Source organism: Francisella sp. SYW-2 (genome assembly GCF_008711475.1).
Classification (GTDB): domain Bacteria; phylum Pseudomonadota; class Gammaproteobacteria; order Francisellales; family Francisellaceae; genus Francisella; species Francisella salimarina.
Genome location: NZ_VXKO01000001.1, coordinates 123,388 through 149,462, shown reverse-complemented (window position 1 = coordinate 149,462; position 26,075 = coordinate 123,388). Strand labels below are relative to the sequence as shown.

Below are 26,075 nucleotides of genomic sequence, written 5' to 3'. Positions count from 1 at the left end.
AACCTATTCAATATTTGCCATTAATTTGATTCTGTTTCTGAAGATGTAAATGATTGTAGATATTAGTATGCCGATTATGAAACTAGCAATGAAGAGTCCTTCCCAGTTATAGTGGCTTTGAACATATCCGGCAAATGGTCCTACAAGAACTCTTCCTAGTGAGTCAATCGAACTAAGTACGGCAAATTGGGTTGCTGAAAACTTTATATTTACAAGGCTCATTATCATTGCAACAAGTATTGCTGTGCCCATTGCTCCACAAAAGTATTCGACAGCAACAGAGCTTACCATTAAGTAGTAGTTCTTACCAACGATTGCGAGTAGTACGTACATTAGATTTGCTGACGCCATAATAATGCTAAAGAAAAGAAAACTTTTAAAAATTCCTATCTTGTTAGCGATTAATCCACCGGTAATAAGTCCTATTAGTGTGGCTGCTAATGAGAAGGCTTTGTATGAAACAGCTATCGTGGTTTTATCAAAGCCTAAGTCGGCGAAAAAGACCGTATTAAGTGAGAACGCAATCGCATCTGCAAGCTTATAACCAATTATTATTAACAGTATTATGATTGCTGTTTTAATTCCTTGTCGTTTAAAGAATTCGATAAAGGGTTCTGTAAAGGCTTCTTTAAAGTTTTTTGGAGCAATAGTTGATGCGGATTCTCTCAAGAATATGCAATATAGTGGGCAAATTATAAAAAATGCAAGTATTGTTACTAAAGCTAAGCTCCAACCATTAGATATAAGGTTCTGAGTTGAAACTATATCAATATTGGTAAATAAGGTACTTGTACCGTAGTATTCGGTAAGTTTGGGAGTGCATATTTTTATAGGTTCGGCACCTCCGCTATAGTAGTCAGCAAATATTAATACTAATGAGCCTGTAACAAGCATGGCGATGCGGTAACCCATTACTGCTATAGCGTTACCTAAAGCTTTCTCTCTTTCGTTTAGGACTTCTGTTTGGTATGCGTTGATAGCAATATCTTGTGTTGCAGATGTAAAGCATATCATAAAGCCAATGAATGCAATCAAAAGAGGTTGATTTGCAGGGGATAATTGGCTCATGAACGCGATTAGTATTATTAGAGTTACTTGTGTTGTAAGTATCCATCCTTTGCGCCTACCTATGTTTAAGATATTGATTTTATCAAGAAATGGGGCCCATAAATATTTGAAAGTATATGGTATAGCTATTAGTGTTAGGAAGCTTATATTTTGAATGTTGATGCCACTATCTCGATACCAAAGTAGTAAGGATGATGCTGTAAGCATCAAAGGCAATCCTGATGCATAGCCAAGGATTAGCATTGTAAGCATTTTAGGCTGTTTAAATGGTGCGACTAACTTTTCACCAAATGTTGGAGAGCTATTCATTATACATAAGGTAGAAATTTACTGATAAAGGAATCGTAGTTTAATTGGATAGAAAAGTAAATAAAATAAGAATGTAGTTTTGATTAAATTAAAGATCTCTACTAGTTGCACCAGTGTATAACTGTCTTGGACGCCCAATTTTTTGTGCAGGATCATTAACCATTTCGATCCATTGAGATATCCAGCCAGAAGTTCTTGCAAGAGCAAATATCGCTGTAAACATGCTTTCTGGGATACCCATAGCTTTTAAGATAATTCCTGAGTAGAAATCTACATTCGGGAAAAGTTTTCTATCGATAAAATAGCTATCTTGTAGGGCAATTTCTTCTAATTTTTTAGCTATGGCAAGAAGCGGGTTGTCACTGTTACCTAGCTTAGCTAGAATTTCTTCGCAGTTAGCTTTCATAGCTGTGGCTCTCGGATCAGTGTTTTTGTATACTCTATGCCCGAAGCCCATTAGCCTAAATGGATCATTTTTATCTTTCGCTTTCTCGATGAATTTGTCGATATTATCAACGCTACCAATTTTTGATAGCATCTTTAATACAGCTTCATTAGCACCGCCATGAGCAGGACCCCATAGAGCAGTAATACCAGCAATGATAGCAGCATAAGGAGAGTTACCAGTTGAACCAGAAAGTCTAACGGTTGATGTTGAAGCGTTTTGTTCATGATCAGCATGAAGCATGAAGATAGTATCCATAGCCTTAACATGTAGCTCGTCAGGTTTAAAGTTTTCATCTTCACCAAACATCATATAGATAAAGTTTTCTGCGTAGCCATACTCTTTCTTAGGTTCTAAGAACTTTTTGCCTTGGTTATGTCTGTAAGCCATTGCTGCAATAGTAGCAATTTTAGCAACAATATTTTTAGCAACATCGTCTTGAGCTTCTATTTGACCATTGTGTATATGCTCAGCAGCTAATACATTAACACCAGCAATTAACCCAGACATTGGGTGTGTATGCTGTGGCATAGACGATATAGCAGCTTTGACATGCTCACATACTGGCATTTTTGAAATGATTTCGCTTCTAAAATCGTTGATTTGAGTATCATTGCCAAGCTCTCCATATATTAAAGCATAGCAAAGACTTCTGTAGTTTGATTTTTGTGTCCATTCTTCTATTGGATAGCCCCTGTGAAGAAGAACACCTTTGCCACCGTCGATATATGTGATTGTAGACTCACACGCAGCAGTTGACATAAATCCAGGATCGTAAGTAAAGACACCATGCTTTACCAGAGATGATACATCGATGCAGTCATTACCAAGGCTAGGAGTGTAGACTGGTAATTCTATTTCAATATTTTTTTCTGCATACTTAAGAGTTGCATATTTACTCATTAATAGGCCTCCAAGTGAGTTGATCAAAAAATACAATGCAAGTGGTTTGCAATAAAAAGATACCTTTTAAAAATATGCTTATTAGGTATCGTTACAGGGGAATAATAAGCTAAAGATTTCTCTTTTGCAAATAAAAAAAATATAAGCCTAAAGTGTTCTCGCTATATGTGATAATGTTTTGTAGCTTGTGTTGTTGTAATTTAAACTAAATAAGGATTAAAAAACTGTTTAAGTATTTGAATTTGTTTTAGTAAAAATATATTATTTAAGGGTTGTGGTATGACATTGGTTTACATCCAATTTACTGATATACATATAAAAATTGCTTCGGAGGAATGTCGAGCATGAAAAGAATTACAAATGTTGATTTAATGTCAATTAAATCTTATAAGTTTCCTATCACCGCCATTAGTTCTATACTACACCGTATCTCTGGTGTGGTGTTGATTTTTGCAATCCCTTTGGCAGTGGTTGGTATGAACTATACTCTAGCGGGTCCTGATGGCTACCAGCAAACAGTTGCTATATTAACCAAAGGTTGGTGTAGCGTGTTTTTTTGGCTTTTTTTGTCATCTATTACATATCATGTTTACGCAGGTGTTAGACACATGATCATGGATTTGGGCTTTGGTGAAAGTATGAAGGTTGCTAAATTTACTTCGCTATTAGTTATTGTATTAGGTGTTTTATCGGCTATTTTATGGGGGTGCTACTTATGGCTGTAATTTCATTAACTTCATCGGGTATTAAAGACTTTTTTGTACAAAGAGTTACTGCAGTAATTATTGCGGCTTATTTTGGTTATCTTATCGTTGAGGCTTTATGTTTGTCCTACTCAGGAACTCTTAATTACGATAGCTGGAGAGGTTTGTTTACTGATGGTATGTTCTTCAGAGTTGCTACATTGATGGCTTATTTGGCAATGTTTTTTCATGCTTGGGTAGGTATTTGGATTATCTGTGGTGACTACATTAAGTGTGCTTGGGCATCAGCTCTTGTTATGCTGAGTTTTGTTTTAGTTTATGTATTCTGCTTTTTTTGGTTGTTTGCAGTTTTATTTTTTTACTAAGAGGTTATTTTTATGAGTATAGCTACGCAAGAATTTGACGCTATTGTAATAGGAGCAGGTGGTGCTGGTATGAGAGCATCTTTCCAGCTTTCGCAGTCAGGTTTTAAAACAGCTGTTGTTTCTAAAGTTTTCCCTACTAGATCGCACACGGTTGCGGCTCAGGGTGGTATCGCAGCAGCTTTGGGGAATATAGATTTTGATGATGATCTTCCTTCAGATGATTGGAAGTGGCACATGTATGATACTGTTAAGGGTTCTGATTATATTGGTGATCAGGACGCTATAGAGTATATGTGTGAGCATGCTCCACAATCAATTATTGAGCTAGAGCATATGGGTATGCCTTTCTCAAGACTCAAAAATGGTAAGATATATCAGCGAGCATTTGGTGGTATGTCAAGAAACTATGACCCAGCTAATCAAGCTGAGAGAACCTGTGCGGCAGCCGATAGAACAGGTCATGCTCTTTTACATACTTTATACCAAGGTAATTTGGCTCATAAAACAGATTTTTATACAGAGTGGTTTGCTGTTGATTTAGTTAAAGCTGATGATGGAAGTGTCGCAGGTGTCATAGCTTTAAGTATCGAAACAGGAGAAACTGTTTTCTTAAAGGCTAAGATCACAATTTTGGCTACTGGTGGAGCTGGACGTATATATGAGTCTAGTACTAACGCTTATATTAATACTGGCGATGGTATGGGTCTGGCACTAAGAGCTGACCTTCCTCTTCAGGATATGGAGTTTTGGCAGTTTCATCCAACTGGTATTGCAGGAGCTGGAGTTCTTGTTACTGAAGGATGCCGTGGCGAAGGTGGTGTGTTGCGTAATAAAGATGGTGAAAGATTCATGGAGAGATATGCTCCAAATGCTAAGGATCTTGCTTGTCGTGATGTTGTATCTCGTGCGTCGCAGCAAGAAATTATGGAGGGTCGAGGCGATACTTTCTCCGGTACAAGCTGTGTTTGGTTAGACTTAACACACTTGGGTGAAGATGTCATTGATGAAAGGCTTCCTACAGTTAGAGAATTGGGTAGAACTTTTGCTGGAATTGATCCTGTAGAAAAACCGATACCTGTTGTACCTACTTGTCATTATCAGATGGGAGGTATACCAACTAATAAGCATGGCCAAGTGATTACTCAAGTTGATGGTGAAGATAAAGTTATTGGCGGCTTATATGCTGTTGGAGAATGTGCTTCTGTATCAGTTCATGGTGCTAATAGGCTTGGTAGTAACTCATTGTTAGATTTGGTAGTATTTGGTAGAGCTGCGGGTATGCACGCTGAACAAAGCCTTAAAGAAGGTATGCCTATGAAAGAAGTTTCGCAAGAGAATGTTGAGAAAGCAACTGCTAGAATCACAAAGTGGGATACTTCTGAGCAGAGAGGTTGTCAAGAAAAGATCGCGGTACTTAGAAAAGAGTTGCAACAAACAATGCAGCAGTATTTTTCTGTGTTTAGACAGGAAAGCACAATGAAAGAAGGTCTCGATAAGCTATTTAAGATTAGAGAAAGGCTGGATAATGCAGTTCTTGAAGATAATTCTAGAGTTTTCAATATGATGAGAATAGAAGCGCTAGAGCTAGATAACCTAGTATTAACTGCGATAGCAACTGCGAAGTTGGCTCTTGAAAGAAAAGAGTCTAGAGGGGCGCACTCAAGAGTAGACTATCCTGATAGAGATGATAAAAACTGGATGAAGCATACGCTATATTTCTTAGATGGTGATAAAACATCACAGCGTGATGTGAATATGTCACCTACTAAGGTTAAAGCTTTCCAACCAGCAGAACGTAAGTATTAATTACGAGGATTTAGTGTAATGGACGTAAGATTTAAAATTTATAGATATAATCCAGAAGTAGATAAAAAGCCATATTATGATGAATATACTATTACGGTAGAAAATGAGGGTGTTAAAGTTTTAACAGCTCTTGAGCTCATTAAGGAGCAAGACCCTACATTAGCTATGAGAAGATCTTGTAGAGAAGGTGTTTGTGGTTCTGATGGTATGAATATTAATGGTAAAAATCGCTTGGCTTGTATTACTTCAGTTGGCGAGTTGAAGCAGCCAATCAAGGTTAATCCTTTGCCGGGTTTACCTGTGGTTAGAGATTTGATTGTTGATATGAAGCAGTTTTATAAAAACTATGAAAAAGTAAAACCATATCTTATTAATGATGAAGAGCCACCAGTTAAGGAAAGATTACAATCTCCTGAAGATAGAGCTAAGCTTGATGGTCTTTATGAGTGTATTTTATGTGCATGTTGTACTACTTCATGCCCATCATTCTGGTGGAATCCAGATAAGTTTATAGGTCCGTCAGGCTTATTGCAGGCATATAGGTTTATCGCAGACTCAAGAGATACAGCTACAGAGCAGAGATTAGATGATTTGAAAGATCCTTTTAGTCTCTTTAGATGTAGAACAATTATGAACTGTGTATCTGTGTGTCCTAAAGGTCTTAATCCTACAGAAGCAATTGGTAAGATTAGGTCAGCACTACTAAGTAAAAATGTGTAAAATTTAAAACCTGTTATTTAGGTATTTATATGAAAAAACAACAACCGGATTTTAGTCAATGGTTGGAAACAACCCAGCTCTTCGGAGGTAATCTAGAGTATCTTGAATCAATATATGATGACTATGTAATGGGCAACTATGAGGATATTGATCCAAAATGGTTGTCCTTTTTTGATTCTATAGCTAGCTCAACTGATACTGTACATCGTGATTTGGTAGATGAGTTTAAGTTTCTGGCTAAAAATAAAGCTACATCCACAGCTATCGTTAATGGCGAAGGAGATGTTGGGCTAAAGGCTAAGGCTCTTGTCAAAGCCTATCGTTCACATGGCTATAAATCAGCAAATATTGATCCATTAGGACTAATGAAATACCAGAGAGATTCTGATTTGGAATTGTCTGCTCATGGACTTTCTGAAAAAGACTTGTCTGAAAAGGTTAATCTTGGTGATTTTACTGATAATAAAGCTATTAGTCTGAAAGAAGTGGTAGAAAAAGCTAAATCAATTTATGAGTCTAGTGTCGGCTATGAGTATAGATACATAGGAAATAAAGAAGAAAAATTATGGCTTCAAGACAAGATTGAAAAAAACTTGTCTACGTCTCAATCAGATAAGAAATGGATTTTACAGCAGTTAGTCGCAGCTGAAGGGTTAGAGAAATATTTAGCTCTAAGGTATGTTGGTCAGAAGAGATTTGGCTTAGAGGGTGGTGAATCCCTAATCCCTTCACTTCAGCATGTTATTGAAAAAGCAGTTTCTAGACACTCAACAAGATTCATTCAGCTAGGTATGGCTCATAGAGGACGTTTAAATGTTCTTGTAAATGTGATGGGTAAAAATCCTAAGGATTTGTTTGAAGAGTTTGAAGGTAAGCAAAGTGAAAAAAGTTTATCTGGTGACGTTAAGTACCATATGGGATACTCGAATTATAGGTGTGTTGATGGTAAAGAGGCAAAAATTGCACTAGCATTTAACCCCTCACATCTTGAAACTGTTGACCCTGTGGTTGAAGGTGCAGCTAAAGCTATACAAGATAAGCTAGATGGTAATGTTCATAACAAGGTTTTACCTATATTGATACATGGTGATTCGGCTTTCTGTGGACAAGGTATTGTTATGGAAACTTTTGGTTTTTCACTCACAGAAGCATATGGAACTGGTGGTACGGTTCATCTTGTGGTTAACAACCAGGTTGGGTTTACAACTAGTAGTACATTTGGTGTAAATAGAAGTAGTAATTATTCTACTGATATTGCTAAGATGGTTGATGCACCAATATTTCATGTAAACTGTGATGATCCTGAGGCTGTTCTTAAGGTTGCTGATATAGCTCTTGAGTATCGTATGAAATTCAATAAGGATGTGGTTATTGATTTGGTTTGTTATCGTAGGAATGGACATAATGAAACTGATGAGCCATCAGGAACTCAGCCACAAATGTACGAGGTAATTAAGAAGCTTCCTACAACATTAAAGTTATATAGTGAAAAACTTATCAACGAAGGTGCTATTGATGCAGGCCTTCTTGCACAGTTGAATGCTAATTATCGTAGTAAGCTTGATAATGGTAAAGTTACGATAGATATTCTTGATAGAAAAACAGTGAAAGACAAACTTAATGTTTGTGATTGGCTTCCTTATATAGGTAAGCAAGAAACTAAATATAGCTATAACGCAATAGCAGAAGAAGGTCTTAAAGAGCTAGCATTAAGAATGAGTGAAGTGCCTGAAGAAGTTAAGGCGCAGATGCAAGTTAAAAAGGCATTAACAGATAGAGTGAAGATGGCAAACGGAGAGCTTCCTTTAAATTGGGGATTTGCAGAATCTCTTGCTTATGCAACACTACTTGATGAAGGTTATTCAGTAAGAATATCTGGAGAAGATAGTGGTAGGGGTACTTTCTCTCATCGACATGCTGTTGTTAAAAACATGAACACTAGTTCTCAGCTAAAAGAATATGTACCACTGAAGCATATTAATGAAAATGTTAGGTTTGATATTATTGATTCTACACTTTCAGAGTATGGAGTGTTAGGCTTTGAATATGGTTATAGTTGCTATAGTCCCGACTCTCTAGTAATTTGGGAGGCGCAGTTTGGTGACTTCGTAAATACTGCTCAGGTTGTAATAGATCAATTCTTAGTGGCAGCAGAAGAAAAATGGGGTATTTTGTCTGGCTTGACATTATTTTTGCCTCATGGTCAAGAAGGTGCTGGTGCTGAGCACTCTTCAGCGCGTTTAGAACGATTCTTGAGTTCATGTGCCAATAAAAATATGCAAGTGTGTACACCTACAACACCAGCACAAATTTATCATTTATTAAGACGTCAAGTGATTAGACCGCTTAGAAAGCCATTGATCGTAATGACACCTAAGAGTTTATTAAGAAATCCTATGGCTGTGTCTACACTAGAAGAGCTTTCAAAAGGTAAGTTTGAGCCTATTATAGATGATGCAAATGCTAGTGAAAATAAAGTTAAGAAATTAATACTTTGTAATGGTAAAGTTTATTATGATTTGATTGCTAAAAAGCAAGATACTCATAAGGATATTGCTGTAGTAAGACTCGAAGAGCTATATCCATTCCCACAAGAGGAATTAGCAAATATCTTTGCAAAATATAAGCAAGTTGACAAAGTTGTATGGTTGCAAGAAGAACCGCAGAATAAAGGAGCTTGGTACAATATTAGACACTTTATAGAGAAGCTTGTATCTAAAAACCAAGAGTTGCTGTGTGTAGCAAGGGAAAGATCATCTACTCCTGCAGTCGGTTACCACGCTTTGTATGTTAAGCAGCAAGAAGAAATTATTAATAGAGCTTTAGAAATATAAAATTTGAATTATTACTAGGAGTAAGAAATGGTTGAATTAAAAGTACCTATGTTTCCGGAGTCCGTTGCAGATGGCACATTAGCTCAATGGAATAAGAATGAAGGCGACTTTGTTGAAGAAGGTGATATTATCGCTGAAATTGAAACTGATAAAGTAGTTATGGAAGTTCCAGCGACAGCGAGCGGAGTCCTTAAAGGCATTAAAAAGCATGAAGGAGATACTGTGCTTTCTGAAGAATCTTTAGCAAGTATTGATACAGATGCTGTAGCTGCTGACTCTGCTCAAGAAGTGGTTGCTACTGAAGAAACAGCTCAGGCTGCACAATCATCAGGCAAGGAGATCGATGTTAAAGCGCCTGTTTTCCCAGAGTCTGTTGCAGATGGTACAGTTTCTGAGTGGCATAAGCAAGAAGGTGAAGCTGTTGCCGAAGGTGATATTTTAGCTGAGATAGAGACTGATAAAGTAGTTATGGAAGTTCCAGCGACATCAAATGGTGTATTGTCTAAAATATTGAAACCTGCTGGTGAAACAGTTCTTTCATCAGAATTAATTGCAAAAATTTCAGAAGGTGCAGCTGTTGCTACAGTAGCCAAAGAAGAAGTGAAATCTCAAGCTGATAGCACAGGTAATGATCCGCATCTAGTTCCTTCTGCGCGTAAGGCATTTAATTCAAGTGGATTAGAATCTGCCGCTAGTATCGAAGGTACTGGTAAAAAGGGACGTATAACATCTGAAGATGTTAAAAAGGCAGCATCTAGTAGTAAACCACAACAGCCAACTGTAGTTGCTAATCAAGGTCCAAGATATGAAAAAAGAGTTAAAATGACTCGTCTGCGTCAAACAATTGCAAACAGGTTAGTTGAAGTTCAACATACTAATGCGATTTTGACTACTTTTAATGAAGTGGATATGACAGCAGTTATGGAGCTTAGAAAAAAATATAAAGACATGTTTGCCAAAGAGCATGATACTAAGCTTGGATTTATGTCATTCTTTATAAAAGCTGCGACTGAAGCTCTTAAGAAGTTTCCGGATGTTAATGCTTCAATTGATGGTGATGAAATTGTTTATCATAACTTCTTTGATATCGGTATTGCTGTTGGTACAGATAGAGGTTTAGTAGTACCAGTTTTAAGAGATACTGACAGTAAATCCTTAGCGGAGCTAGAGGCTGATGTGCTTGATAAAGCAATTAAAGGTCGTGATGGCAAGTTAAGCTTAGAAGATATGCAAGGCGGTACGTTTACTATTACTAATGGTGGTACCTATGGATCTATGCTATCTACACCAATCATTAACTCACCACAGAGTGCAATCTTAGGTATGCATAACATTGTCGAAAGACCTATGGTAGTTAATGGTGAGATCAAAATACGTCCAATCATGTACTTGGCATTATCTTATGATCATAGAATTATTGATGGTGGAACATCTGTAAGATTTTTAAAGATGATCAAAGAATTGCTTGAAGATCCTAATAGAATTCTTTTACAAGTTTAATTATTCTATTCAAACTTATTCTAAAGGTATTATATTTCCATGAGTTTAGATTTTATAAAAGATAGAATTGTAGCCGTGCCTGATTTTCCAAAGCCGGGTATAATTTTTAGAGATATTACTCCATTGCTAGCGGATCATGAAGGTCTGAAGATAACTGCTTTGGCTATGGCTAAAGAACTTAAAGCAAAGGGTATAAACCCAACAATTATTGCAGGTACTGAAAGTAGAGGTTTTATTTTTGGGGTTGCACTTGCGGAAGTCTTAGGTTTAGGATTTGTGCCTGTTAGAAAGCCAGGCAAACTTCCTAGAGAAACTTATAGTGTAAGCTATGAGCTAGAGTATGGTAGTGATAGTTTAGAAATTCATAAAGATGCTTTTAAGCCGTCAGATAGTGTGCTAGTTGTTGATGATTTATTGGCAACTGGTGGTACGGCAAAAGCCACAGTGCAGCTTATCGAGAAAACTCAAGCAAATGTTGCAGGCCTTATATTTGTAATAGAGCTTGATGGCTTAAATGGTAGAAAAGTTCTTGAAGGGTATGATGTTTCGTCGTTGGTAAAATACTAAAGGAAGATTATGGCTAAGTATTTTGGTACAGATGGTATTCGTGGTGAGGTTGGTAATTCTGTCATACAGGCAGAGTTTATGCAAAAACTTGGGAATGCGGTTGGTACATTCATAATTGATAAAGGTTATCCTAAAATTGCTATTGTTGGGCAAGATACGCGTAGCTCTGGAAAGTTCTTAAAATTTGCCTTAGTCTCAGGTTTAAATGCAGCAGGGATTGATGTTATTGATTTAGGAGTGGTTCCTACGCCTGTTGTAGCATTCATAACAGTAAAGCATAAAGCAGCTGCTGGGTTTGTAATTACTGCATCACATAATAAATTTACTGATAACGGAGTTAAACTTTTTTCATCAGATGGTTTTAAGTTGGATGATGCGTTAGAAGAAGAGATTGAAGCCAAAATAGATTCAGACTTTATTTATCAACCAGAATATAGATTTGGTAGTTATAAAGTTGCTGATGGTTTTATGCGTGAGTATATCGAAAATCTATTTGATAGATTTGGCTCTTTAGTTAAGTATAAAGGAAAGGTTGTTATCGATTGCGCACACGGAGCTGCCTCAAAGCATTTTGAAGTTTTGCTTGATAGATTTGGTATTGATTACATTTCTATAGCATCTAATCCTGATGGGTTAAACATAAATGTTGATTGTGGAGCGACTTGTATTTCTAATATTCAAAAAGCTGTAAAAGAGCATAATGCTGATTTAGGAATATCATTAGATGGAGATGCTGATAGAATTATTATCGTTGATGAAAATGCTCAAGAGATTGATGGTGACGGAATACTAAATATTATCGCGCAGTATAGTGATATTTGCGGAGGTACCGCTGGTATAGTAGGTACACAGATGACAAATATGAGTTATGAAAATCACTATAAGTCAAATAACATATCATTTATTCGTTCTAAAGTTGGTGATAGATATGTTTTAGAAGATTTAGTTAAGCATGGTTATAAGATAGGTGGTGAGTCATCAGGTCATGTTATCAATCTAAACTTTGGAACTACAGGTGATGGTTTGTCCACAGCTATACAGTTACTAGCTATTTTTTCACAAAATGATAAACCAGTATCGGCATTTAAGCTAGATGGTGAGTTGATGCAACAAACAATGATCAATGTTCCACTGAATTTTAAAGTAACATCTGATCATTTAGCTAAGCTAGCTAGTGATGTTGCAGAAGTTGAAGAGCGTTTGAGTAATCGTGGACGTGTATTGTTAAGACCTTCAGGGACTGAGCCTGTTTTGAGAGTTATGGTCGAAGCAGACAATAAGAATTTAGCTACAAAAGAAGCAGAATATTTGGTTGAAAAAGTAAAACAAAAGTTGGTATAGATATGCAAAAATTAGTAATGGGCAATTGGAAGATGAATGGTAACTCTGCAAGCATAGAAGAGCTTTGTAGAGGTATTTCACAAGCGGAGTACAATAGTAACAAAGTCGCTGTAGCTGTGTTTCCATCAAGTGTATATATCAAAGAGGTGCTTGCACAACTTCCTAAAGAAATTGGAGTAGGTCTACAAAATATTACTTTTTATGATAATGGTGCATATACTGGAGAGCTATCAGCTGATATGCTTCATGACATTGGATGTAATTATCTACTTATAGGACATTCTGAAAGAAGATCTTTGTTTGGTGAGACTGATCAAGATGTTTTCAAAAAAGTTAATAAGATTATAGATACATCAGTTGTGCCAGTTGTTTGTATAGGTGAGTCGCTAGAAGATAGACAAGGTGGAAGGTTAGAAAGAGTATTATCAACACAATTAAGTCTAATACTAGAAAATTTGTCTATTGAGCAACTTGCTAAGGTTGTAATAGCGTATGAACCAGTTTGGGCTATAGGTACAGGAGTTGTAGCATCATTAGAACAGGTGCAAGAAACACATCAGTTTATTCGTTCGCTAGTGGCCAAAGTAGATGAAAATCTTGCTAAAAATATGAAAATAGTGTATGGTGGTAGCCTAAAAGCTGAAAATGCTAAAGATATATTAAGCCTACCAGATGTTGATGGTGGTTTGATTGGAGGAGCATCATTGAAAGCTTCTGAGTTTAACGAAATAATAAATCAAGCAAATAAAATATGTACGGAATAATTTTAACTATAGATATTATCGCTGCTATTGCTATTGTGGCACTTGTGTTGTTGCAACAAGGTAAAGGAGCTAATATGGGTGTTTCTTTCGGTGGTGGAGCATCTAATACTGTTTTTGGTAGTAAAGGTGCAGCTTCATTTCTATTTAAAATGACAGTGTTTTTTACAGCGGTATTTTTTGTATGTTGTCTTACTTTAGGATACCTAGGAAAGTCGCACACTACAATGACTAGTGTAAGTACTGCGAACACTGATAGCTCAATAGCCAGTCAGTATGACCAATATCAAAAAGAGGTTGCAAAAACTTCTACGATTAAAGAAGCAGCATCTAAGTAAAGTTTAATTGCACCGGTGGTGGAATTGGTAGACACGCCATCTTGAGGGGGTGGTGTCCGAAGGACGTGCGAGTTCAAATCTCGCTCGGTGCACCAAATATGATTTCTAACAAGTATCGAAAAATCTTTAAAATCAATATTCTTAGCTAGCTTGATAGTTTTATATAGCCCCAAATCATATCAATGAAGTTCTTGATAAAGTTTTGCTTATAAAAACGGAATTAGAGCAGGCATATTATTAGATTTAATTATCCTTAAATCTCCAAATCTAATATAGTGACTTTGTTAGAAATAATTTTTAAAATACCTGCATTGAGAGCTGTTTAAGTAAATATATCGATAGCATCTATAAAATATTTTTTATTATTGATAACATAGCTATAGTGTATTAGGTATATCTAATTAAATTAGCTATCTATGAGTAGACAAGTCAAAGAAGTTGTAGACAAAAATATAATAGAAGGTACAAGGTATTTTATATCATTAGTAGAGCTGGGATCTTATGCAGCGGTAAAGAGTTATTATTCGGTCGAAGTTAATACTATTAGAAATAAGTTAGAGCTGTTGGAAAGTTATCTAGGAGTTAAATTAATTCAATCAGGTAGCAATAAAGTCGAAATAACAAAATATGGTAAAAAATACTATGCATCGTGTCATAAGTTATATATAGATTTAGAGAATAGTATTCTTTCCAGTAAATATAAAGGTGTTGATAAATTAAAATATATAAGAATTTTTGGCACTAGAACATTTGTTAATTATATTTCTCCAGCTATCCATGAGGTAGACCCTAAGAATGAGTATACTTTTACATTTGATAGCTATCTTTTATCTCAAGCAAATAGTTATATTTATCAGTTGAATAACTATGATATAGCATTTATAGCGTTTAAAGATTTGGATAAAATAGATCAAGATCATTGGATGGTCTGTGCAACTATAGATTCAGTAAATTTGCCATCTAAGATTTATGTTAACCAAGAGCTATTAGATAAGTACGATTTAAAATCAAACCCTTTAAATGTTTTTGAACTTCCTTTCATTATGCGTAGAGATCAGCCTTCATTTAGCTTAAATATTACGGTAGATGGTAAATCTGTAAATCAACAGATTAAAAATATAAAGTATTTGGTTGAGGATGATGGCCATAAAGTATCTCTTATTGATAAAGGTTTAGGAGCAGGGGTTCTTTTGGATAACTATGCCAAAATATCAAATTCATCTATAATTAGTATAGACAGTATTACAACGGAAACTTTTTATGATATGCAGGCAGTAATAGTGTCAAAGCACCTTAGAAATAGAACAAAGATAATAGAGTTTCTTCGTAAACAAATGAATAATTATGTCAGTACTGTTTTAGGACAGTAGCTACTGCTTTATATGCCATTGATATTATAAGTTCGTAATGGTAATTTAAAGTCATCTTTCAAAAAAAATAAGTTAAAAAATGAGAAAAGTTCTAATAGCTTTTAAGATGATTTTATTGATAGTAATATCTACGTCAGTTATGTACGCAGATGATATTCCACCAACTAATTCTATACCTATGGATAAAGTTATTTCTAATATTTATGCCAAGGGATATGATGGAATTAACAAAATAGAATACGATGATGGAGCTTATAAAGCGAAAGTTATCAATAATGCCGGTAAAGAAGAATATATATACATAGATCCAAATACAGGTGAAGTTCCCTTGCCAAAAAAAGGCTCAAAAGAAATCAATATGAGCGAAGCTATAAGGGCGGTTCCTAGTGATAGGTGTAAAACTATTACTAGTGTTGAAAGTAAGAATGGTGTATATGAGATTGAATGTGTAGATAATAGCCAGCATGAAGTTAAGGCGTATGTTGATGCAATTAGTGGTAAGTTATCTCAGATTAGATATGATGATTAGATAAAAAGGTTAATACAATCATTTAGAAATAAATAACCTTTGTCTGTTGGCTCGATCTTGTTGTTAGAAAAACTTAGTAACCCTTTTTCTACCCCTTGCGATAATCTTTGGATAATTTCATTCTTAGATAAAAAAGTTTGTTGCTCAAAAGTGCTGATACCAAAGCCATTTTTTAATCTTAAAGCATTTAACATAAACTCATATATTAGTTCATTTTTACCAACAGTATTAAAATCTTTTATACAGTTATTTGCTTGTGAATATATTTTGGGATGTTTATGTTTCCAGGTTCTTTTAATCTCTTTGGTTTGAAGATTTGTAATCTTGCTATGAGCTCCAGCACCAATACCTATATAGTCGCCGAAATTCCAATAGTTTGAGTTATGAATAGATCTTAAATTATCTTTTGCATAAGCGGATATCTCATATTGATAGTACCCAGATTGTTGGAGTAGTTTTTTACCAGTTATTTCAATTTGCTCTAAAGTTTCTTCGTCTGGTAGTTTTGGAGGCTTTGCTGCAAAAAGAGTATTTGGTTCTATAGTTAGTTGGTACCAAGATATATGAGTTGGCTTCATTGTAATTGCTTGAGAAATGTCAAAAATACCATCCTCAAAGCTTTGATTGGGAAGCCCATGCATGATATCAATATTAAAATTCGAAATTGTTGAATTCTTAATCTCTTCAATAGTTGTATAAACATTGTCGCAATTATGGATTCTACCCAATGACTGCAGCTTTTCATTTTGAAAGCTTTGTACACCAACTGAGATACGGTTTATACCAATATTTGCATACTCTGAAATAGAGCCACGTTCGACAGTACCAGGATTCATTTCTAGAGTTATTTCACAATTGTGATTAAGCTTTGAATTATCTTTTATGTGTTGTAAAACTTTACCAAGATAATCCGCTTTGAAAAGTGAAGGTGTGCCACCCCCTATAAAAATACTTATAACTTCTCTATCTTGTAGATCAGCTAGATGAGTATCAAAGTCGGCAATTAGCTTTTTGTAATAATCTTGTGAAAGATATGTATCATCTTTGATTGCATGAGAGTTAAAATCACAGTAAGGGCATTTACGGACACACCAGGGAAAGTGTATGTATATTCCTATTTGCTTGTTTATATTAAACATCTTATGCCTTGAAGATGAGGAATTTACTAACAACAAAAGTATATACTGCGACTAACCCCATCGTTATAAACAGTGCAATTAGATATTGTATATGCAGAAGATGAAGTAATACGTAATATATGCCTTCATTGAGTGCTAAACCAATCATTACATTGATGAAAAACTGTGAGGCAGCCTTTTTATGTGATTGAGTTGTTGTGGAGAATGTCAAAAATCTATGTCCAAAATAGCTGACATTAAAAGCAATAAGAAATGCAAAGAAATTTGCAACCATAGGCTTGAAAATATCAAGTTCAACAAGCAACCATACAATAACAAAGTTAGTTATTGATGCTAATATACCTATAATTATGAAATAAGATAGTTGTTTTTTTAACATTAGTTTGTGGAGTTTTATAGTAGTTGTTTATATTATAACTATTAAAGAGAATTTTATAAGGGAAAGTTAGATGGAAATAATTAAATATCAATTGGGAATTACTGAGGGTTTACCATCATCTGCTTTATATATGATGTTTAGTATCAATAAAGATAATGATGTCAAGTTTGGATTGAAGGTGTTACAAAAGTTTGTCGATGGTAAGAGTGTGGTTGCTGGATTTGGTAAAGATCTTTTGCAAATGTTTGACCTTCCTGGTGATGATAATTTCAAAAGAGCTAAATTCAATAATGAAAGAATGTCTGATAATGATGGTTATGACTTGGTACTTTGGTTAAGAGGTGATGATCGAGGAGAGCTATTTCATAACGCATTAAACATCAGAAAAGCATTGCAAGATTTCTTTACTGTAGAAAAAATAGTTTCTAGCTATACCTATCATGGAAAGTATGATTTATCAGGATTTGAAGATGGTATTGAGAATCCTAAGGGTGAAGAGGTTGTTCCAGCATCGGTAATACCAGAAGGCAAGTTAGAGGGGTCGAGCTTTTGGGTTCTTCAGCAATGGTTACATGACTTTGATTGGTTAAATAGTGCAAGCCAATCAGCGAAAGAAGAGTGTATTGGTAGATCTTTGGATGATTCTCATCAATTTAAGGATTTGAAAGACTTCGCTCATGTTAAGAGATCTGCCAAAGAAAATTTTGATCCAGAAGCAGAGTTACTAAGAAGATCAATGCCTTGGTCAGATGATAATCTAAATGGAGGCTTCATGTTCTCTGCGTTTGCATTATCATTTAGATCATTCAATTTACAGATGGGCAATATGCTCGGTGGTAGTGATGGTATTGTTGATGGAGTATTTAAATTTTCAAAAATTATTGAGACAAGCTACTTATGGTGTCCACCTTTCAAAAAAGGCAAGCTTGATATTTCACTATTAAAGTGATGCAAAATAGCTGAAAGATTATATTTTATATACAAATAGTCATTAACAGGTTAAAATATACGCGTGTTATGCAAAAATTAATTAGTATCTACGGAGGTTAAAGCATGTCTGATATTAAAAATATCACTAAGCTACAGATAGAGGAAAAAGGAAAGAAATACTCTCTGTATAGCTTAAAGAAACTTTCTCAAGAGCTTGGTAAAGATGTAACTCGTCTTCCTTACTCTATCAGAGTATTACTTGAAAACCAACTAAGAAATATAGATGGCTACAAAGTAAAAGAAGATGATATGCATAAGGTTTTAGATTGGGACGCTAAAGCTAGCTCAAGACCTGAAATTCCACATATGCCAGCTAGAGTGGTGATGCAAGACTTTACAGGTGTACCAGCGGTTGTTGATTTAGCTGCTATGAGAAAGGCTATCAAAGACGCCGGTGGTGATGCTGATAAGATTAATCCTCTTGTAGATACAGCTATGGTAATTGACCACTCTGTACAAGTTGATTTCTATGGTACAAAAACAGCTCTAGCACAAAACGTGGCTAAAGAGTTTGAAAGAAATGGCGAAAGATATAGTCTACTTAAGTGGGCACAAAAGGCATTTGATGATTTCACTGTAGTACCACCTGGGATGGGTATTATTCACCAAGTTAACTTAGAGTACCTTGCAAAAGGAGCACTAGTTAAAAATATTGATGGTGAAGATGTAATTTATCCAGACACATTAGTAGGTACAGACTCTCATACTACCATGATCAATGGTGTTGGTGTAGTAGGCTGGGGTGTAGGTGGTATCGAAGCTGAGGCTGTAATGCTGGGTCAGCCGTACTACATGGTACTTCCAGATGTGGTTGGTGTTAAACTAACTGGTAAGTTAAAAACTGGTGTAACGGCAACTGACTTAGTACTTGAGATTACAGAAGCACTTAGAAAGCATGGTGTTGTAGGTAAGTTTGTTGAGTACTATGGAGAAGGCCTCGAGAGCTTATCTCTACCAGATAGAGCTACTATCGCTAACATGGCTCCAGAGTACGGTGCTACGATAGGTTTCTTCCCAGTTGATGAAGTAACATTAGACTTCTTTAACAATACAAACCGTAGTGAGCTTGTTGATGCAGCTCGTGATATGTATAAAGAGCAATTACTATTTAGAGAGAATCCATCAGAAGAGCCTGAATACTCTAGTATTGTAGAGATAAACTTATCTGATATTGAGTCTAACCTTGCTGGTCCTAAGCGTCCACAAGATAGAGTTGCTTTCCATGATATGAAAAAAGCATTTGCAGAGGCTCTGGTTCATGAGCAGGGTCTACATGGTTTTGGTTTGACAGAAGAGCAACTTAAGAAATCTGCAGAAGTAAAAGGTTTAGGTGAGAAAATAACTCATGGTTCTCTTGCTATTGCTGCAATTACTTCATGTACAAATACATCAAACCCATCACTACTTTTAGGTGCTGGTTTATTAGCTAAAAAAGCTAATGAGAAAGGTCTTAAAGTTAAGCCTTTTGTTAAAACATCTCTAGCACCTGGATCTCAAGTAGTAACTCAATATCTTGAGAAAGCTAACTTATTGCCAGAGCTAGAAAACTTAGGCTTCAACTTAGTAGGTTATGGTTGTACTACTTGTATTGGTAACTCAGGACCTTTAGATGAGCCTGTTGTTGATGCAATCAATGAGGCTGATCTTGTAGTATCTTCTGTAAGTTCAGGTAACCGTAATTTTGAAGGTCGTATTAACCCTCATGTTAAAGCAAACTATCTAGCATCTCCTATCCATGTGGTTGCTTATGCTCTAGCTGGTACTGTTGATTTTGATCCTGTTGAAGATGCAATTGGAACTGATGCGGAAGGTAATGCTGTATACTTGGCAGATATTTGGCCTACTACAGAAGAAATTGCTGCAATCCAATCAGATGTAATCAATTCTGCAATGTTTGAAAAAGCATATGCTACAGTTCTTGATGGTACAGAAGATTGGAAGAAACTTGATGCTCCTGAAGGTAAGCTTTATGAGTTTGACAGTTCTTCTACTTATATCCAATGCCCAAGCTTCTTTGAGAAGTTCGCAGAGGGTAATGATGACTTAGATATCAAAGGTGCTAGAACTCTACTTATGTTGGGTGACTCTGTAACTACAGACCATATTTCACCTGCTGGAGCTATTCCAGAAGAGTATCCTGCTGGACAATATTTGAAGTCTCACGGTGTAGAGAAAAAAGATTTCAACTCTTATGGTTCTCGTCGTGGTAACCATGAAGTTATGATGAGAGGTACATTTGCTAATATCCGTATTCGTAACTTACTTCTTGATGGCGTAGAAGGAGGATATACTAAGTATCATCTTGATGGCTCTCAACAGTATGTATTTGACGCTGCTATGAAGTATAAAGAGAAAGATATTCCTCTAGTTATTTTGGCTGGTAAAGAATATGGTACTGGCTCATCACGTGACTGGGCTGCAAAAGGTACTTTCCTATTAGGTGTTAAAGCAGTTATAGCTGAGAGCTATGAGAGAATTCATAGATCTAATCTTGTAGGTATGGGTGTGTTACCTCTTCAATATCTTGATGGTCAAAGTGCTAAGACTCTTGGTCTAGATGGTACTGAAATGTTCAATATCAAAAACTTGAATAATATTCAGCCTCGTCAAACTGTTGTTGTTGAAGCTGTACATCCTAAGACTGCTCATACTACAACGTTTGAAGCATTAGCTCGTTTAGATGCAGATGTTGATGTTGATTATCTGAAGAACGGCGGTATCTTGCAAACAGTTCTTAAAGATATGATGGATCAAAAAAAAAAATCTAGTTCAGTAAACACTGATAATAATTCTTGCTCTAAAGACTCTGAAGAGTCTTCTTGTCCATTTGCAAGAATAGCTAATTTCTTCAAAAAATTATTCAAATAATTTATCTCTAAAAATAATTTAATTCTTTGTTTTTTTTGTTTCTTAATAGTGATAAAGTTTTACTATAACTATTAATTTTATTTTTTATATATGATAAGAAAATTATTAACTCTGTGTGTGCAAAAAAAAGCGTCAGACTTACATTTATCATCTGGTTGTAAAGCTAAGTATAGAATTGATGGGGACTTGATTGATATCGAAACATCTCCTGTATTAAATGATAAGATGATCTCTCAAATGCTCTTGGAGATTATGACAGATGATCAGAAGGATGAGCTTGTAGAGACCTATGAATGTGATTTTTCAATTGATGATAAAGATAATGATGCAAGATTTAGGGTTAATGCATTTTTTCATAATCGTGGGTATGGTGCTGTATTTCGTCGTTTAGAGAATACTATCCCCACTCTAGATCAGTTCGGGGCTCCTAAGATTCTGAAAACAGTTCAAGCTAAAAAGGGTGGTTTGATACTTGTTACCGGACCTACAGGTTCTGGTAAAAGTAGTACATTAGCAGCTTTAGTAAACGAGATAAACCAAAAAGAAGATTCTCATATCCTAACGATTGAAGACCCTGTTGAATTTGTACATACAAGCCAAAGAGCTTTAGTTAACCAACGTGAGGTCAAAAGAGATACAAGAAGCTTTAATGCGGCTTTGAAATCAGCACTAAGGGAAGATCCTGATTGTATTCTTGTTGGGGAGATGCGTGATTTAGAAACTATACGTTTGGCTCTTGAGGCAGCTGAAACTGGTCACTTGGTACTAGGGACATTACATACAATGTCAGCAATCAAAACAGTGGATAGGGTAATATCGGTATTTCCACCAGCTGAGCAGGAATTAGTCCGTAATATGTTAGCAGAATCTTTACAGATTGTAATATCTCAGCGTCTTCTTAAGCGTAAAGGTGGTGGGCGTGTTGCTGGGTATGAGGTTCTTATTTCTAATACTGGTATCAGAAATATGATAAAAGAGAATAAGCTTTCTCAAATATACACAGCTCTTCAGACTGGTACGGCAAAAGGTATGGCAACTATGGAGCAAAGTATAGAAAACCTTCTTAAAGCGGGAACAATAACTCCTGAAGAGGCAGCTAAGTATATAATAATAAGATAGGGTATGTTTCGATAATATTTGATTCTGTTTTTGATATTATAATAAATTTTTAATCTGATTGGCCAATATTGAAGCACTTGTAAATGCAGATTCAACACGCCCCTTTATACACCAGTCACCACATGCGGATATATTTTGGTTTGTATCAATAAAGTAACCAGGTGTATTTTGTTTACCTATATTTGCATAACGCCAGGCATGTAGTGTTCTATAATCTGGCTGATTTAGATTTATAGCTAATATCTCTTTGACTCTTTCAAAAATTGTTTCTAGGATTTGTTCACGATCGTAATCAATATATTGATTAGCCCATTTATTTGCAGAGTGTATAATTAAGCAGCTAGGGGTATTACGATCTGGTTTTGAGCTGTTGAGAGATATCCAACTAATTATCTCGTCATGTACTAGAGCAGCATCAAAATTCAGATTAATCTCTTTATTATAACCAAGCATTAGTGAAAAGCAGCTATCCATTTTTATCGAGCTAATTTGGTTATAGAAAGAAGTGTTTTGAGGTAGTAAATCTTTAAGTTGGTCTGATGGGATTGCAAAAATAATCCAGTCAAAATATCCTAAAAATTGGTTGTTATCATCCTTAACAATCCAAAGTCTATCTTCTTTGGTGATAGAGCTAACACGTGTGTTCAGAGATATATCTAGATCTTGAGCTAAGTATTGCGCTACGGCATTCATTTTAGGAGAGCCAACATAATGTTTATATTCATTACCCCAAGGTTTTTGATTTATTATCTCAGAGTTTTTGATTTCAACAAAATTTGCTTGCCAGTTTTTGATTATGCCTTGATCTATCATTGGTTTAAGGAACTCTTTAAACTCAAGGGATTTAGCAGTGAAGTATTGAGCTCCATGATCAAAGTAGTAAGGGTCAGCATATCTAGTTGACATTCTGCCACTAACTCCACGAGATTTCTCAAAAATAGTTATTTGTGTCAAATCTTTTAGAATATTTGCAGCGGTTAATCCAGCAAGACCAGCACCTATTATTGCCACTTTCATACAAGACTCCAAGAAACTGCTAGTGAAATAACAACACATAGTGTTATTGGTAGTCTTATACATTTGAAATATTTTGAACTGATAAGGTTTAACTTAAAGAAGTAGTAATCGACTTTAAGTAATACTAGAAATTCTGCTATAAGTAATAATATAAAATCTTTGGGATCTAAGTTTAGATATCCAAACCAAATAATTATTGCATTTAAATTACTAGTAAGCTGTATAAATATTTTTGTAGAGCTGGGTTCTAAATTAATTTGTCTGCCCCAATGGGTTCCAGCCATAAATGATGCAATAACCACTCCATATAGTGAGATAGCTTTAATTATATTGCCAAATATTAAAAAGTCGTTATAGCCAAGTATTAGACAGAGTGAGAAGAAAACAAAAGGTATTAAGCCAAAATATGCGAGATAAATATCTAGATTTTTATAGCTTTTCAAATTAGTTCTCCTAGTAACTTAGTTTTTCTTTGGTTTTTCCTCTGAAGATATAATAAGCATAGCTGGTGTATAGCAATAGTAATGGGATCATAATTACAGCTGGAATTAGCGTAAATAGTAATGTGGTATCACTAGCTTGTGCTTGAGTGTATGTAATGTGATAAGGGATAATATATGGAAATATTAGTGCCAACATACTTGTATATGTAAAGACAAATATTGCTACAGCTGACCAATATGGTAAAGCATGATTTTTAGCATCTATCACTTTGATAAGAACTAAGAAACTTATAATGGTAAGTACAAAAAGTGCACCAAGAACAGTCATTTTATAGAAGCTATCTAAAGGTAGTTTGGTATATATAGGAGTAATTGCTCCAATAATTAACATTAATATCGCAAGTACTATACTACATGATTTAGCTAGTCTTTTAGCTTTATCAAAAAGCTCTCCTTCAGTCTTAAGTATAAGGCGAGTTGCACCAAGTAAACTATAACCAAATACCAAAGCAATACCAGTAAGTATGGAAAAGCCAGCACCATAAAAAGTACTATGTGGGAAACCTACTATCAATTCGCCAACTATGTAGCCTTGCAGAAAAGTTGCCGTTAATGAAGATATGAAGAAAAGCTTATCCCAGTTTTTGATACCTTTATGAGATTTTAGTCTAAACTCAAAGCAAATACCTCTGAAGAGTATCATAACTACTAAAAGTATCGCGGATAAGTAAATCTTAGGGAATATGTAGGCAAATGCGATAGGAAACATCCCATAAAAGCACGCTAAAGCAAAAACTAGCCATGTTTGGTTACCATCCCAAGTTGGTAGTAATATACTCACTGCAATATCTTTTTGATGATCATCAAAAAATGGAAATAGTGACCCCATGCCTAGAGCAAATCCATCTAATACAATATACAGTAGTAGAGCAAAAGCAATTATAAATAACCAAATTAATCCTAAGTCCATAATTATTCCTCCTCGCCTGTAGTCTTCTCAACTGATTGGAAGTATGAGTAAGGCATTCTTTCTTCTCCACCAGTACTTGGACCACCATTTATAATTCTAAATAAGTATCTGAAGTAGAAGAACCCAAATATAATGAAGTAAACAATGATTATTGCTGCTAATGAGCTAAACACTTGCCAGAAGTTAATATCACTGACGGAATACTCAGTCCTTAGTATGTTATATACAGTCCAAGGTTGTCTACCAAATTCTGCTGTGAACCATCCTGTGATGATAGCAACAAAACCAAGTGGTGTAGTTAGTGTACAGAGTCTTAGGAACCATTTTGAAGTTTGTAGTTTTTTTCTCGCTAAGAGTATAGTTCCTACAACACCCATAAGTATCATTAGTGTACCAATACCTACCATTATTCTAAAGCTATAAAATACGACAGCAACCACTGGTCTATCTTTTTCCGGAACAGATTTAAGACCTATTAATTCTCCGTCCAACTCATGAGTGTTTATTAGAGAAGCAAGCTTAGGAATCTCTATAGCGAATAAGTTCTTTTCTTGTGATTCGCTTGGGTATGCAAATATTACAAAAGGAGCGCCTTTCTGAGTATCCCAAACACCTTCCATTGCCGCTGTTTTAAGTGGCTGATGTTCATGTACTTCTCTACCTACATCGTCACCCACACCAAGTTGACCTATACTTAAAATTAGAATGGAAACTATCGAAAATTTGATGCATGTTTTTGCAAAGGTGTGATGTTTATCCTTGATAATGTAATATGCACTAACACCTAGTATAACCATTAGAGTACTCAAGTATGCAGCCATAAGCATATGGATATACCTTGGAATCACAGAAGGGTTAAAGATTACATGATACCAGCTGTATACTTCAAACTTACCATTGATATAGTTCACACCATCAGGTGTTTGCATCCATGAGTTAGCTGATAATATCCAAAAGGCTGATAATGTCACACCAACAAATATTGTGAAGTTAGCCAAAAAATGAACATATTTGTTTATTCTACCCCAACCGAAAATCATAATACCTAATGCTCCAGCCTCTATGAAGAAAGCTGTAAGGACTTCATATGTGAACAGAGAGCCAAGTACAGGACCAACTTTTTCGGCAAAGCCTGCCCAGTTAGCACCAAATTGGAACTCCATAACAATTCCAGACACAACGCCCATACCAAACGTAAGAGCAAATATCTTTGTCCAGAATTTCACTATAGCGAGGTATTTATCATTTTTGGTAATTAGCCATAAAGCCTCGAAGATCATCAAAAATGTTGATAACCCAATACTGAAGGCTGGAAACAAAATATGAAAACTTACCGTAAAGGCAAACTGTATTCTTGATAGTATTTCGACCCAGTACATAGAAAGAACCTCTATTTTTTCGTTGTTATTAAAACCAACCTATTTATAGATTAGGCTAGTAACTTTTATTATGATTTTCAGCTGGGAGGCTACTATAAATAGAATCTCACAATAGTTTACTATTCTCAAGTAACCACAAACTAGATTAATAAATTGTAATGTTACTTAGTCAAATTTTACAAATATAATAGTAGTATAAGTTAAGATTTTA

General features: G+C 35.3%; 23 protein-coding genes and 1 tRNA gene. 16 read left to right on the top strand and 8 right to left on the bottom strand.

Annotation, left to right across the window (positions count from 1 at the left end):
• Positions 1 to 3: 3 nt before the first annotated feature.
• Both F3D57_RS00715 and F3D57_RS00710 read right to left on the bottom strand, forming a co-directional pair.
• Positions 4 to 1,377, bottom strand: a complete 1,374-nt coding sequence (locus F3D57_RS00715) for an AmpG family muropeptide MFS transporter (RefSeq protein WP_150464860.1) — start codon at positions 1,375 to 1,377, stop codon at positions 4 to 6.
• Positions 1,378 to 1,465: 88 nt separating this feature from the next.
• Positions 1,466 to 2,725 (bottom strand): citrate synthase, encoded by a 1,260-nt coding sequence (locus tag F3D57_RS00710; protein WP_013922341.1) that lies wholly within the window; start codon positions 2,723 to 2,725, stop codon positions 1,466 to 1,468.
• Positions 2,726 to 3,069: 344 nt separating this feature from the next.
• Here F3D57_RS00710 and sdhC point away from each other — a divergent pair, with 344 nt between their 5' ends.
• From sdhC to F3D57_RS00645, 13 genes are all read left to right on the top strand, one after another.
• Positions 3,070 to 3,450, top strand: a complete 381-nt coding sequence (gene sdhC / locus F3D57_RS00705; RefSeq protein WP_146420898.1) for a succinate dehydrogenase, cytochrome b556 subunit — start codon at positions 3,070 to 3,072, stop codon at positions 3,448 to 3,450.
• Complete coding sequence (gene sdhD, locus F3D57_RS00700) at positions 3,426 to 3,794, top strand: succinate dehydrogenase, hydrophobic membrane anchor protein (protein ID WP_146420897.1); 369 nt, start codon at positions 3,426 to 3,428, stop codon at positions 3,792 to 3,794. The genes sdhC and sdhD overlap by 25 nt, the downstream gene beginning before the upstream one ends.
• A 12-nt stretch (positions 3,795 to 3,806) precedes the next feature.
• Positions 3,807 to 5,600 carry a succinate dehydrogenase flavoprotein subunit gene (gene sdhA, locus F3D57_RS00695; RefSeq protein ID WP_149368862.1) on the top strand — a complete coding sequence of 598 codons (1,794 nt, stop codon included), beginning with the start codon at positions 3,807 to 3,809 and terminating at the stop codon, positions 5,598 to 5,600.
• A gap of 18 nt (positions 5,601 to 5,618) precedes the next feature.
• Positions 5,619 to 6,320: a succinate dehydrogenase iron-sulfur subunit gene (locus F3D57_RS00690; RefSeq protein WP_013922345.1), complete on the top strand. Its 702-nt coding sequence runs from the start codon at positions 5,619 to 5,621 to the stop codon at positions 6,318 to 6,320.
• Between the two features lie 29 nt (positions 6,321 to 6,349).
• Positions 6,350 to 9,154 (top strand): 2-oxoglutarate dehydrogenase E1 component, encoded by a 2,805-nt coding sequence (locus F3D57_RS00685; RefSeq protein WP_146420894.1) that lies wholly within the window; start codon positions 6,350 to 6,352, stop codon positions 9,152 to 9,154.
• A 27-nt stretch (positions 9,155 to 9,181) separates the two neighbouring features.
• Positions 9,182 to 10,654 carry a 2-oxoglutarate dehydrogenase complex dihydrolipoyllysine-residue succinyltransferase gene (gene odhB, locus F3D57_RS00680; RefSeq protein WP_150464859.1) on the top strand — a complete coding sequence of 491 codons (1,473 nt, stop codon included), beginning with the start codon at positions 9,182 to 9,184 and terminating at the stop codon, positions 10,652 to 10,654.
• A 39-nt stretch (positions 10,655 to 10,693) separates the two neighbouring features.
• Positions 10,694 to 11,221, top strand: a complete 528-nt coding sequence (locus F3D57_RS00675; protein ID WP_150464858.1) for an adenine phosphoribosyltransferase — start codon at positions 10,694 to 10,696, stop codon at positions 11,219 to 11,221.
• 9 nt (positions 11,222 to 11,230) lie between these two features.
• The gene (glmM, locus tag F3D57_RS00670) at positions 11,231 to 12,562 is read left to right on the top strand and encodes a phosphoglucosamine mutase (protein ID WP_149368858.1); all 1,332 of its coding nucleotides are present in this window, start codon (positions 11,231 to 11,233) and stop codon (positions 12,560 to 12,562) included.
• A gap of 2 nt (positions 12,563 to 12,564) precedes the next feature.
• Complete coding sequence (gene tpiA / locus F3D57_RS00665; protein ID WP_150464857.1) at positions 12,565 to 13,326, top strand: triose-phosphate isomerase; 762 nt, start codon at positions 12,565 to 12,567, stop codon at positions 13,324 to 13,326.
• Positions 13,314 to 13,661: a preprotein translocase subunit SecG gene (secG, locus tag F3D57_RS00660; RefSeq protein WP_150464856.1), complete on the top strand. Its 348-nt coding sequence runs from the start codon at positions 13,314 to 13,316 to the stop codon at positions 13,659 to 13,661. Before tpiA ends, secG begins: the two co-directional genes overlap by 13 nt.
• A gap of 9 nt (positions 13,662 to 13,670) precedes the next feature.
• A tRNA-Leu gene (locus F3D57_RS00655) sits at positions 13,671 to 13,756 on the top strand.
• 321 nt (positions 13,757 to 14,077) lie between these two features.
• The gene (locus F3D57_RS00650) at positions 14,078 to 15,031 is read left to right on the top strand and encodes a LysR family transcriptional regulator (protein ID WP_150464855.1); all 954 of its coding nucleotides are present in this window, start codon (positions 14,078 to 14,080) and stop codon (positions 15,029 to 15,031) included.
• A gap of 79 nt (positions 15,032 to 15,110) precedes the next feature.
• Positions 15,111 to 15,560 (top strand): PepSY domain-containing protein, encoded by a 450-nt coding sequence (locus F3D57_RS00645; protein ID WP_150464854.1) that lies wholly within the window; start codon positions 15,111 to 15,113, stop codon positions 15,558 to 15,560.
• Here the strand turns inward: F3D57_RS00645 and hemW are convergent.
• Both hemW and F3D57_RS00635 read right to left on the bottom strand, forming a co-directional pair.
• Positions 15,557 to 16,699, bottom strand: coding sequence for a radical SAM family heme chaperone HemW (gene hemW / locus F3D57_RS00640; protein WP_150464853.1), 1,143 nt, complete (start codon positions 16,697 to 16,699; stop codon positions 15,557 to 15,559). The genes F3D57_RS00645 and hemW overlap by 4 nt on opposite strands.
• Before the next feature lies 1 nt (position 16,700).
• Entirely contained in the window at positions 16,701 to 17,078 is a 378-nt protein-coding gene (locus F3D57_RS00635; protein WP_150464852.1) for a GtrA family protein, read from the bottom strand.
• A 70-nt stretch (positions 17,079 to 17,148) separates the two neighbouring features.
• Here F3D57_RS00635 and F3D57_RS00630 point away from each other — a divergent pair, with 70 nt between their 5' ends.
• From F3D57_RS00630 to F3D57_RS00620, 3 genes are all read left to right on the top strand, one after another.
• Positions 17,149 to 18,027: a Dyp-type peroxidase gene (locus F3D57_RS00630; RefSeq protein WP_150464851.1), complete on the top strand. Its 879-nt coding sequence runs from the start codon at positions 17,149 to 17,151 to the stop codon at positions 18,025 to 18,027.
• A gap of 104 nt (positions 18,028 to 18,131) precedes the next feature.
• Positions 18,132 to 20,936 carry an aconitate hydratase AcnA gene (gene acnA, locus F3D57_RS00625; protein ID WP_146420884.1) on the top strand — a complete coding sequence of 935 codons (2,805 nt, stop codon included), beginning with the start codon at positions 18,132 to 18,134 and terminating at the stop codon, positions 20,934 to 20,936.
• A gap of 90 nt (positions 20,937 to 21,026) precedes the next feature.
• The gene (locus F3D57_RS00620; protein WP_146420883.1) at positions 21,027 to 22,055 is read left to right on the top strand and encodes a type IV pilus twitching motility protein PilT; all 1,029 of its coding nucleotides are present in this window, start codon (positions 21,027 to 21,029) and stop codon (positions 22,053 to 22,055) included.
• A 36-nt stretch (positions 22,056 to 22,091) separates the two neighbouring features.
• Here the strand turns inward: F3D57_RS00620 and F3D57_RS00615 are convergent, their stop codons facing one another.
• The 4 genes from F3D57_RS00615 to F3D57_RS00600 are packed head-to-tail and all read right to left on the bottom strand — an operon-like array spanning position 22,092 to position 25,864.
• Positions 22,092 to 23,072 carry an NAD(P)/FAD-dependent oxidoreductase gene (locus F3D57_RS00615; RefSeq protein ID WP_150464850.1) on the bottom strand — a complete coding sequence of 327 codons (981 nt, stop codon included), beginning with the start codon at positions 23,070 to 23,072 and terminating at the stop codon, positions 22,092 to 22,094.
• A complete protein-coding gene (locus tag F3D57_RS00610) occupies positions 23,069 to 23,515 on the bottom strand; it encodes a DUF3429 domain-containing protein (protein WP_150464849.1) in 447 nt (148 codons plus the stop codon). Before F3D57_RS00610 ends, F3D57_RS00615 begins: the two co-directional genes overlap by 4 nt.
• A 10-nt stretch (positions 23,516 to 23,525) precedes the next feature.
• Positions 23,526 to 24,485, bottom strand: coding sequence for a cytochrome d ubiquinol oxidase subunit II (locus tag F3D57_RS00605; RefSeq protein WP_004287013.1), 960 nt, complete (start codon positions 24,483 to 24,485; stop codon positions 23,526 to 23,528).
• Between the two features lie 2 nt (positions 24,486 to 24,487).
• On the bottom strand, positions 24,488 to 25,864 hold the full coding sequence (locus F3D57_RS00600; RefSeq protein ID WP_146420879.1) for a cytochrome ubiquinol oxidase subunit I: 1,377 nt from the start codon (positions 25,862 to 25,864) through the stop codon (positions 24,488 to 24,490).
• Between the last annotated feature and the right edge of the window lie 211 nt (positions 25,865 to 26,075).

Coding starts and splice junctions, on each gene's coding strand:
- secG (WP_150464856.1), top strand. CDS start 13,314: ATGTACGGAATAATTTTAACTATAGATATTATCGCTGCTATTGCTATT.
- F3D57_RS00605 (WP_004287013.1), bottom strand. CDS start 24,485: ATGGACTTAGGATTAATTTGGTTATTTATAATTGCTTTTGCTCTACTA.
- F3D57_RS00635 (WP_150464852.1), bottom strand. CDS start 17,078: ATGTTAAAAAAACAACTATCTTATTTCATAATTATAGGTATATTAGCA.
- F3D57_RS00650 (WP_150464855.1), top strand. CDS start 14,078: ATGAGTAGACAAGTCAAAGAAGTTGTAGACAAAAATATAATAGAAGGT.
- F3D57_RS00715 (WP_150464860.1), bottom strand. CDS start 1,377: ATGAATAGCTCTCCAACATTTGGTGAAAAGTTAGTCGCACCATTTAAA.
- sdhA (WP_149368862.1), top strand. CDS start 3,807: ATGAGTATAGCTACGCAAGAATTTGACGCTATTGTAATAGGAGCAGGT.
- F3D57_RS00645 (WP_150464854.1), top strand. CDS start 15,111: ATGAGAAAAGTTCTAATAGCTTTTAAGATGATTTTATTGATAGTAATA.
- glmM (WP_149368858.1), top strand. CDS start 11,231: ATGGCTAAGTATTTTGGTACAGATGGTATTCGTGGTGAGGTTGGTAAT.
- F3D57_RS00690 (WP_013922345.1), top strand. CDS start 5,619: ATGGACGTAAGATTTAAAATTTATAGATATAATCCAGAAGTAGATAAA.
- F3D57_RS00710 (WP_013922341.1), bottom strand. CDS start 2,725: ATGAGTAAATATGCAACTCTTAAGTATGCAGAAAAAAATATTGAAATA.
- hemW (WP_150464853.1), bottom strand. CDS start 16,699: ATGTTTAATATAAACAAGCAAATAGGAATATACATACACTTTCCCTGG.
- F3D57_RS00615 (WP_150464850.1), bottom strand. CDS start 23,072: ATGAAAGTGGCAATAATAGGTGCTGGTCTTGCTGGATTAACCGCTGCA.
- F3D57_RS00620 (WP_146420883.1), top strand. CDS start 21,027: ATGATAAGAAAATTATTAACTCTGTGTGTGCAAAAAAAAGCGTCAGAC.
- F3D57_RS00630 (WP_150464851.1), top strand. CDS start 17,149: ATGGAAATAATTAAATATCAATTGGGAATTACTGAGGGTTTACCATCA.
- sdhC (WP_146420898.1), top strand. CDS start 3,070: ATGAAAAGAATTACAAATGTTGATTTAATGTCAATTAAATCTTATAAG.
- odhB (WP_150464859.1), top strand. CDS start 9,182: ATGGTTGAATTAAAAGTACCTATGTTTCCGGAGTCCGTTGCAGATGGC.
- F3D57_RS00675 (WP_150464858.1), top strand. CDS start 10,694: ATGAGTTTAGATTTTATAAAAGATAGAATTGTAGCCGTGCCTGATTTT.
- tpiA (WP_150464857.1), top strand. CDS start 12,565: ATGCAAAAATTAGTAATGGGCAATTGGAAGATGAATGGTAACTCTGCA.
- sdhD (WP_146420897.1), top strand. CDS start 3,426: ATGGGGGTGCTACTTATGGCTGTAATTTCATTAACTTCATCGGGTATT.
- F3D57_RS00600 (WP_146420879.1), bottom strand. CDS start 25,864: ATGTACTGGGTCGAAATACTATCAAGAATACAGTTTGCCTTTACGGTA.
- F3D57_RS00685 (WP_146420894.1), top strand. CDS start 6,350: ATGAAAAAACAACAACCGGATTTTAGTCAATGGTTGGAAACAACCCAG.
- acnA (WP_146420884.1), top strand. CDS start 18,132: ATGTCTGATATTAAAAATATCACTAAGCTACAGATAGAGGAAAAAGGA.